7 protein-coding genes are annotated in these 8,506 nt (G+C 60.4%); all 7 read right to left on the bottom strand.

The window, feature by feature from the left end:
• Positions 1 to 97: 97 nt before the first annotated feature.
• The 7 genes from RT120_RS13150 to RT120_RS13120 all read right to left on the bottom strand — a co-directional run bounded on the left by RT120_RS13150 (position 98) and on the right by RT120_RS13120 (position 8,476).
• Complete coding sequence (locus RT120_RS13150) at positions 98 to 1,648, bottom strand: sensor domain-containing diguanylate cyclase (protein ID WP_312983132.1); 1,551 nt, start codon at positions 1,646 to 1,648, stop codon at positions 98 to 100.
• A gap of 122 nt (positions 1,649 to 1,770) precedes the next feature.
• The gene (locus RT120_RS13145; RefSeq protein ID WP_312983130.1) at positions 1,771 to 3,369 is read right to left on the bottom strand and encodes a regulator; all 1,599 of its coding nucleotides are present in this window, start codon (positions 3,367 to 3,369) and stop codon (positions 1,771 to 1,773) included.
• 17 nt (positions 3,370 to 3,386) lie between these two features.
• Complete coding sequence (locus RT120_RS13140; RefSeq protein ID WP_312983127.1) at positions 3,387 to 3,782, bottom strand: glutamyl-tRNA amidotransferase; 396 nt, start codon at positions 3,780 to 3,782, stop codon at positions 3,387 to 3,389.
• Between the two features lie 56 nt (positions 3,783 to 3,838).
• Positions 3,839 to 4,792, bottom strand: a complete 954-nt coding sequence (locus RT120_RS13135) for a carbamate kinase (protein ID WP_312983124.1) — start codon at positions 4,790 to 4,792, stop codon at positions 3,839 to 3,841.
• Positions 4,789 to 6,192, bottom strand: a complete 1,404-nt coding sequence (locus RT120_RS13130) for a DUF1116 domain-containing protein (RefSeq protein WP_312983122.1) — start codon at positions 6,190 to 6,192, stop codon at positions 4,789 to 4,791. The genes RT120_RS13135 and RT120_RS13130 overlap by 4 nt, the downstream gene beginning before the upstream one ends.
• A 3-nt stretch (positions 6,193 to 6,195) precedes the next feature.
• Positions 6,196 to 7,746 carry an acyl-CoA synthetase FdrA gene (fdrA, locus tag RT120_RS13125; protein ID WP_312983120.1) on the bottom strand — a complete coding sequence of 517 codons (1,551 nt, stop codon included), beginning with the start codon at positions 7,744 to 7,746 and terminating at the stop codon, positions 6,196 to 6,198.
• A 70-nt stretch (positions 7,747 to 7,816) separates the two neighbouring features.
• The gene (locus RT120_RS13120) at positions 7,817 to 8,476 is read right to left on the bottom strand and encodes a cysteine hydrolase family protein (protein ID WP_114683916.1); all 660 of its coding nucleotides are present in this window, start codon (positions 8,474 to 8,476) and stop codon (positions 7,817 to 7,819) included.
• Positions 8,477 to 8,506 lie beyond the last annotated feature (30 nt).

The following is an 8,506-nucleotide window of genomic DNA, read 5'->3' as shown; positions in this document are numbered from 1 at the left end:
ATCCTCTATCACCGACCAAATTTAGAAAAACCCAACCGCAAGGTTGGGTTTTTTGTTTTCCGGGGCCAGTGAGGATTTGAACCTCCGGGGGCCAACGTTATTCCTCTTCACCTGACGCACACGTCGCCCGGTTCCGCCCCTGTTCCTTCGACTGATACAGCGCGCGGTCCGCGCCGCGGATCAGCGCCGCCACATCCTGTTCAGAGCCGGTGCCAATAACCGAATAGCAGCCTGCGCTGATGGTCACGATGTGCTCCTCATTATCGGTCGCCGGATGCGGGATTTTTTTATCACTCACCCGACGCACCGCCCGCCAGGCTACTTTAAGCGCATCTTCCGCCGCCGTATTCGGCAGGATAATGGCGAACTCCTCGCCGCCGTAGCGCGCCACCAGATCATCGGTACGCAGCGCTGCCGTTTCCAGCACGTTTCCGGCAATACGTAGACAGGCGTCGCCAGCCACGTGGCCGCAGGCGTCGTTGTAACGTTTAAAGTAGTCAATATCGAGCAGGATCAGCGAAACGGGTTTACCAGTAATCGCTGAATCTGCCAGCGCCTGGAGCAGTGCCGCATCAAATTTCCGGCGGTTAGCCAGGCCGGTGAGGCCATCAACCATCGCCATAGTCTGGAGGGTCTGGTTAATCTTCACCAGATCATCCCTCAGGTGAGACATTTCAAGCTGATCGTCGCTGTTTATCCGCACCTGCCTGAACACCACGCGCCCCATCACCAGCAGCCCGGCAAGCAGCAACACGTTAATCAGCCAGTCGGTGAGGTTGGCTTCAATCCAGTGGCGACGCAGTGCAGAGCGGTCAAAACCCGCGACCACCACCAGCGGGTAGTTTTCGATACGGGCGAAACCATAGACCCGCACTATCCCGTCCAGCGCCGACAGCCAGGTGGCGCTCCCCTGGTCCACGCGCACCAGCTCCCGTTTAAATAGCGGGCTATAAGAGAGGTTCCGGTTGATCACCGTTTCGGTAAACGGGCGGACATACAGCGCGGTGCCGTCCAGCAGCAGTAACGCCAGCAGATCCTTATTGCCCATTTCGAAATAAGCATAAAACTTTTTAAAGTAATCCAGCTTGATGGTTGCCAGAATCACCCCGGCAAACGCCCCATCCGGATCGTTAATGCGCATGGAAACGGGGATGATCCAGTCACCGGTGGTGCGGCTGCGGATCACATGACCGATATGAGTGCCCGCCTGCCGGTTCTGTTGGTGATAAGTAAAATACTCGCGGTCCGAGTTGTTCACTTCCGGTGGCGCATAGTTAAACGAGGTGCTTTTCCAGTTGCCCTGGGCGTCAAACACAAACAGGCCATGCAGTTGAGGAAGCCGGTCCTTTAAATCGGACAGCAGGTAGTTATACCGTTCATTTGGCGCGTCATTGCCCACGGCGCGCCGGATCTGTTGGAGTGCCAGATCGGTTTGCAGAAAGGTATCTTCGGCCTGCCTGGCCTGAGAAATCGACAGGTTAATCGCCTCGCTTTCCGCCTCCTGTACGGTTCGTTCCCAGGAGAGGTATAACGATAAAATATTGGCGGCAAGGGTGCCGATCAGCAAACAGGCGATAAAAACCGTCAGCGTCCTGCCAAGCGAAGTATCAAGCGCAAGCGTTCTGCTTATGTTCTGGCGAAAAGACAAATCACAGCTCCCGTTGAAAACGTCTTCCTCTACAGCTTACCCATACTTAAGAAATTTTGCGGAGTTAAATGACAAAAAGCCCAACGTGAGGGTTGGGCTTTTTACCTTTTACGGCACGGTAATCAGTGCATTGGCTCATCGCCGTTATCAATCGGCGACCAGTCGGTTTTGCCGTCGGCTTTACTCTGTTGCAGGGCCATCACGATAAAGATCAACGTGGCGACGCCATAGCCAAACGTCACGGTCGGCGAGGCGTTAAACGCCATCTGGTGCCCGTGGATAAACCCGAAGAACGACAGGATGGTGGCCGCTGCGGAATAGACTGCCGCCCAGTTAAAGCGCCGGTCGATAATAAACGCCGCGATCGCGCCGAGCATCAGCCCTGCCAGCACCGCGCCGCCGCCGGTGGTCGCCATGCCGTGATACAGCACGCCGTTGTTCGCCATACTGGCGGCGATGTCTGCCGGTAACTGCACGGGATTGGCGCCCGCCGCAGACAGCGCGCCGTCCACCTGGGTTTTCGCCCATTCGGCGATGTTCGGCACCAGCGCCAGCACAATCGCCGGAGCATGGCGTTTCGGTGACACCTGGAACGCCTGCGCGCCAATTACCAGCCCGATAAACAGCAGGATTGGCACAATGGCGACCAGCGGGATAATCGATAGCAGCAGGGCGGTTAATCCGAGGAAGCACACCAGCGCCATACAGATACCGGTGCCGAGGGAGTAACCGATGCGCCCGCCCATGGCTTTCCAGCCCGGATGGCCGATATACACCGCCGGCGGGAACGGCGAGCCCAGCAGCGCGCCGACAATAGCGCCCACGCCGTCTGCCGCCAGTACCGCGCGCAGGTTGTAGTTGTCGCCGCCTACGGCCGCGGATTCGACGTTATTGAGGATTTCGGTGAAGTTGAAAATACCTAACGGGATGGCGGTAACCAGCAGCGGCCACACCAGCTCCATCGGCACCGAGAACACATCCCCGGAAATCGACGGCAGATGCAACGAGAAGCGTTGTGCCGCTTCGCCCACTGCCGCCGGGTTCATAATGTCGCTAAAGCCCAGCAGGGTTGCGCCCCAGCCCAGCAGACAGCCTACCAGCACTACCGCCAGGCCGCCCGGTAAACCAAACGGCAGACGGACATTACCGACCCAGTTCAGCAGGATGATGGCGAAGCAGACCACGCCAATCCACGCGGTATCGAACATCTGATACGCTGGTCGCATGGCGATAAACGCAATCGCAATCCCGGCCAGCGTGCCCAGCATGGCGGCGCGCGGTGTGTATTTACGGATGGTTGGCCCGACAATCACCCCGGCCAGCACAATCACGCCGACGATCATGGCCCAGATTAGCCCCAGCTTCCAGGCCAGCATCCAGTCTTTGTGGATCAGCAGCGTCGGCAGCATCACCACGAACACCACAATAAACATATGCGGTACGCTCGGGCCGTAAGGCAGCGCGGTCACATCGTTTCGCCCTTCGCGCTTCGCCAGTTTCCAGGCGAGCCAGGCGTAAAACAGGTTGCCGAGAGGCAGAGCGATCCCCAGCGCAGGCAGAATACGGCCAAACACCGTTTCCGCCGGGATTTGCGCCACGTACAGCGCCAGCCCGCTCAGGACCAGCACATTTAACAGCACGTTAGTGAATAGCCCGAAAAAAGCGTTGAGATCGCCCGGCACCCAAAGTTTGGGGCGAAAAGCAGAAGACTGAGAACCCATGATGCTCTCCTTATCTGTTATTCGTCCAGGAGCTGGCCGGTGTACGCGCGCCAGCCTCCCAGTTCGGTAATTTCCTTTTGACCTTCAACCAGCCAGGGCTCTGCTAACACCCCCAGCACCTCGCGCCCGTCGTCCAGCGCCACTTTGCCGATGCACAATCCGGCAGGTTCGTTTTGCAGGATTTGACCCAGCCCGGCGGGCGGCACCGCCCACAGCTCCAGCGCGATGCGTGCGCCTTCGCCTGGCGTGCGCAGCATACCGGGGTGATCGTCATTGATCGTCCAGCAGCGGTAACACGGCGCGGTGTTGGCGCTGCTGACAAATTCGGCACCGACCGCCAGCATATTGGGGTTGAGCTTGAGTCCCCGCATCAGCGTGCCGTTTACTGCCAGAAGAATGTTGCCGTTCATCATTACTGTTCCTTAAGTGTGTAGAAATGGGTTCCCTGGTGTCGGAAAAAAGTACTTTATCAATCGGTAATGCGTGTGCCTTTGCGGCCTGCGACGGCGTCGCCCATGGCTTCCGGGCTGGTAATAATCCCGGTTTTACCCGGGGCGTGACGTAGCCAGCTAACAATCGCCTCGACTTTCGGAGCCATACTGCCTGCGCCGAATTCGCCGGAATCCAGCAGCGCCTGCGCCTGTTGGCAGGTCAGCGTGTCGAGCCAGCGCTGTTCTGGCGTGCCGAAATTAATCGCCACCTGCTCCACCCCGGTAGGAATGAGCAGCATGTCGGCATTCAATTCCTGTGCCAGCAGCGCGGAGGCGCGGTCTTTATCGATCACCGCCTGTGCGGCGCTGAGCGTGCCGTCTTCGTTGCGGTAAACCGGAATGCCGCCGCCGCCGCAGGCCACCACCAGCACGTTTTCCTCCAGCAGACGGCGGATCACCGGGCTTTCAATGATTTGCAGCGGCTTCGGCGAGGCCACCACGCGCCGCCAGCCGCGCCCGGCATCTTCGGCGATTTTCCAGCCCTGGCTGGCGGCCAGTTTTTCCGCCACGTCGCGATCCATATGCGCGCCGATGGGTTTGTCCGGCGCGTTAAACGCCGGGTCGTTGGGGTCGATCAGCGTCTGGGTGACCAGCGCGCTCACCGGCGTGTCGCTGATGCCGCGCCGTTGCAATTCGTTGTACAGCGCGTTCTGGAACATAAAGCCAATTGCGCCCTGGGTGTCGCCCACCGCGTATTCCAGCGGCACCACCGGCACATCGTCACGGGCGATTTCGCTGCGCCGCAGGATGAACCCCACCTGGGGACCGTTGCCGTGGGTCAGCACCACACGCCAGCCCGCGTCGATCAGCGCTACCACGTGATGGGCGGTTTCTTTGACTGCCTGGTACTGCGCGTCCAGCGACACGGCCTCGCGGCTGCGGATCAGCGCGTTACCACCCACTGCTACAACGGCGATTTTTTTCTGGCTCATGGTTTCCCCTCCAGCGTTTCCGCCAGCGCGGCGAGGGCTTCAATAAAGCACGGCAGCGGCGCGGTAGTGATGCCTGCACCGATCTGGCCCACGCCTGCACGCTTATGGGCAATCCCGGTATTAATGACGGGCAGGATATTGCGGTCGATGACCCGACGCGCGTCGATGCCGCTACCGGAACCGGCGAAGTTAAGCGCGGGCAGAGTAAAGGCCGGGTTTTGCGTCAGGGTGATTTCCTGCATGGTCATGCTGTGGCGGGTGGCGTCCACCGGCGTACCGCCGACGAATTTAACAATCGCCGGAGAGGCCGCCATCGCGAAGCCGCCGATGCCCGCGGTTTCCGTGATGGCTGAATCACCGAGATCCGCCGCCGCGTCTTCCACGCTAAAGCCGGGGAAGAAAAGGCCATCCACCGGGTTGGCCGGGGCCTGGAACCAGCGGCTGCCGGTGCCGGAAAGCTGAATGCCAAAGTTAACGCCGTTACGCGCCATTACCGTGACCATCGAGCTGAACGGCACATTGCGCGCGGCGTCGAGCATCGCTTTACAGGCCGCCATCGACAGGTTCAGGAAGAAGTGATCGTTGGCAGCGATAAATTCCAGCGCCTCCGGGCCGTTTTCAATGCGCGCCAGCGTCGGGGCCATGCGCTTGAAGAACAGACCGCTGGCGGCGGCGTTACGGTTATGGCACTCGTCGCCCATATGCAGCGCCTGGGCAATCATCGGCTTCAGTTCAATGCTGCCGGTGCTTTCCAGCGCTTTAGCAAGCGCCGGGGCTAACACATCACCCATCCAGCGCAGGCGGGTTAACACCTCTTCGCCGTTCGCGCCGAAGCGTAAAACTTTGCCCAGCCCTTCGTTGAAGTTACAGAAGGTGCGGTTGCCGTGGGTGCGGTTTTCCACCACCCAAACCGGCATCGACGGGCTGATAATCCCCGCCATCGGGCCAACCGCGCCGTAGTGATGGCAAGGCTCCAGCGCGATATCGCCGCGCGCCGCCATTGCCATCGCCTGGTCGACATTGCTGGCCCAGCCTTCGTAAACAATCGCACCGGCGATAGCGCCCTGCACCGGGCCGCACATCGCCTGCCAGGCGATAGGCGGGCCGGAGTGAAGGATGCGTTTTTGCCCGTTAAGCGCCGGGATCGCCGCGCTGGCGGTACTGACGCCCACCAGTTCCGGCTGCGCCTCCAGATAGCGGGCGATAGCCTGTTCGTTGGCGGCGTTAATGCGCGGATCGTTAAGCAGCGCGGCGAGTTGCCAGTTGGCCTGCGCATCGCCATCGGCGACCGGTTTCCAGTTCAGGTGCAACACCTCGCCGCCCGCTTCGCGTAAATTGTCGGCAAAACTGCTCAGCCCCAGGCTGATCACGTTGAGCGGTTTTTCAAAAAGCGTAGTCATAATCTATTTCCGTAATTGAGCGACAAACGCCGCCATCTGTGCGGCCTGTACGTTGCTGTCTGCGACGAGCACACCTGCGTCGGTGAGCGCGGTGATCTGCTGCTGGCGCGACTGCGGGTCGCGTTCGGTGCCGCAAACGTGGGCGATAATCAGCAAGTGGCGGCCCTGCTGTTGGGCGTTCTGTTGCGCTTCGCGTAACAGCGGCAGCAGCCCGGCACACGGATCGGCGCTGGCGCCGTAGCCGAGCACTACGTCAAACAGCAGTACGGCGGTTTCCGGGCTGGCGGCCTCGCGTTTTAAACGCTCATCGCGCAGGGTCGGGTCGATCATCGGATGCGGGCGGCCCTGGGTGAATTCATCGTCGCCCATGTCCACAAAGCTATGGCCCTGGCCGCGATGGCTGTCGTGAAGCGGCGTTGCGCCTTTTACCGGCGAGTTAGACTCGCAGGTTAAACCGGTGGCAATCAGCGCCAGTTGGGCCTCGTAGCAGAAGGTTCCCCCGGCGAACACGCCGCGAATATCGCGCTGCCCGGCGGCCATTTTCCCGGCTTCAATGCGCAGCCGATCGCTCTGCTGTGGCGTCAGATCTTCCGGCGCAGGCGGCGTTTGCCCGCGCAGTACCGCTACGGAGACGGCGGCGGCGTGTTGCAGGCTGTTGGCTACCGTTATGCCATAACGGGCGATCTCCTGGCTGTCTGCGCCGAGGAAATGCACCACCACCGGCTTGCCGCAGCCTGCGGCGAGACGCAGCACCGTCCCGGCGACCGCAGGTGCGGGAGGTTTAGAAATCAGGGTAATCAGTTGAGTATCGGGATCGTCGGCCAGCATGCGGATCGCCTGGATCATGCTCAGACCGCCGATCTCGTCATGCAGATCGCGCCCGCCGGTGCCCAGCGCCTGGGAAACGCCTTCGCCCAGGTGGTGGATGGCGCAGCTTACTTCCTGAAGCCCGGTGCCCGAGGCCGCCACCAGGCCAATAGCGCCAGGTCGGATGACGTTCGCGAAGCCGAGGGGCAGGTGGTTAACGATAGCGGTGCCGCAGTCCGGGCCCATCACCAGTAGGCCCTGTTCGGCGGCGTATTCTTTAATGGCGCGCTCTTCGTCTTCCGGTACGTTGTCGCTGAACAACATCACGTTCAGGCCGTTCTGCAAGGCTTTCATCGCTTCGCCGCCCGCGTAACGGCCCGGCACGGAGATCAGCGCCAGCGTGGCATCCGGCTGGTCTTCCACGCCCATGCTGATGCTGGTGGGCTCGCGCTGTTCAAGGCTCTGCTGGCCGTCGCGGCTGTTATCCGGGCGTAACAGCGCGTCGGCCATTTCCAGCGCCGCCGCGCCGGTTTCGTCGTCCGCCATCAGGGCGATCAGTAGATCGTTTGGCCGGGCATCCATCTCAATGTTCATCCCGGCGTCGCGCATCCGCTCGATGTTAGCGTCGGTCGCCATCGCTACCGACGCCTGGCTTACGCCTTCAAAGGCGTTAAGTTTGGCGGAGATCTGCATCAAAGAAACCGAGTCTTTGTACAGGTTGGGGTAACTCTTGCAATGCAGTTTCATTATCATTTCCTGAGATAATAGGGTGCCTGCACCGCAGCGCGCGGCGCAGAAAAACAGCCTTAGCGGGGGATTAACGCAGGGCGTCGATAACGGCGTCGGCGTCGCTCACCCAGCCAACAATCGCGCCCTGGGCTTTGATCATCTCAAGGGCGGCCCGGTGAAATTCCGGGAAATACGACGCGCAGCAATCTTCGGGGATGAGCACTTCATAGCCCCGGTCATTGGCTTCCCTGGCGGTGGTTTGAACACAGACTTCCGTGGTGACGCCACAAATAATCAGCGACGTAATGCCACGGGCCTGAAGAATGAGGTGAAGATCGGTGGCGAAGAATGCCCCTTTGCCGGGCTTATCAATAATCGGCTCGCCTGCCTGAGGATAGAGTTCGGGAATAATGTCGTGGCCGGGTTCGCCCTGGATCAGAATGCGTCCCATGCTGCCCTGTTGGCCGATAAAGGTTTTGCCGCCGCGCGTGAGTTTTGCGGTTGGGCAGTTGCTGAGATCCGGGCGGTGCCCTTCGCGGGTGTGCACCACAAATAATCCGGCGTGGCGAGCCGCTTCAAGCAGGCGGCGACAGGGCTCAATCGCCCGGCGCAGCAGGGAAACGTCGTTGCCCAGCGCTTCACCAAAGCCGTGGGGCTCGACGAAATCGCGTTGCATATCGATAACGATAAGCGCAGTGGTCGCCGGGTCGAACGAATACGCAAAAGGTTGTGCATCAAGGGTTTTCATACCTGCTCCTTGCTGGTGTATGTTCTTTGG

The sequence above is a fragment of the Atlantibacter sp. genome (genome assembly GCF_032062175.1).
GTDB lineage: Bacteria > Pseudomonadota > Gammaproteobacteria > Enterobacterales > Enterobacteriaceae > Atlantibacter.
This window is presented reverse-complemented; position numbering and strand designations above follow the sequence as displayed.

Bases quoted from the DNA above. Each gene is read 5' to 3' on its own strand.
- fdrA (WP_312983120.1), bottom strand. From the start codon at position 7,746: ATGAAACTGCATTGCAAGAGTTACCCCAACCTGTACAAAGACTCGGTT.
- RT120_RS13130 (WP_312983122.1), bottom strand. From the start codon at position 6,192: ATGACTACGCTTTTTGAAAAACCGCTCAACGTGATCAGCCTGGGGCTG.
- RT120_RS13120 (WP_114683916.1), bottom strand. From the start codon at position 8,476: ATGAAAACCCTTGATGCACAACCTTTTGCGTATTCGTTCGACCCGGCG.
- RT120_RS13135 (WP_312983124.1), bottom strand. From the start codon at position 4,792: ATGAGCCAGAAAAAAATCGCCGTTGTAGCAGTGGGTGGTAACGCGCTG.
- RT120_RS13140 (WP_312983127.1), bottom strand. From the start codon at position 3,782: ATGATGAACGGCAACATTCTTCTGGCAGTAAACGGCACGCTGATGCGG.
- RT120_RS13145 (WP_312983130.1), bottom strand. From the start codon at position 3,369: ATGGGTTCTCAGTCTTCTGCTTTTCGCCCCAAACTTTGGGTGCCGGGC.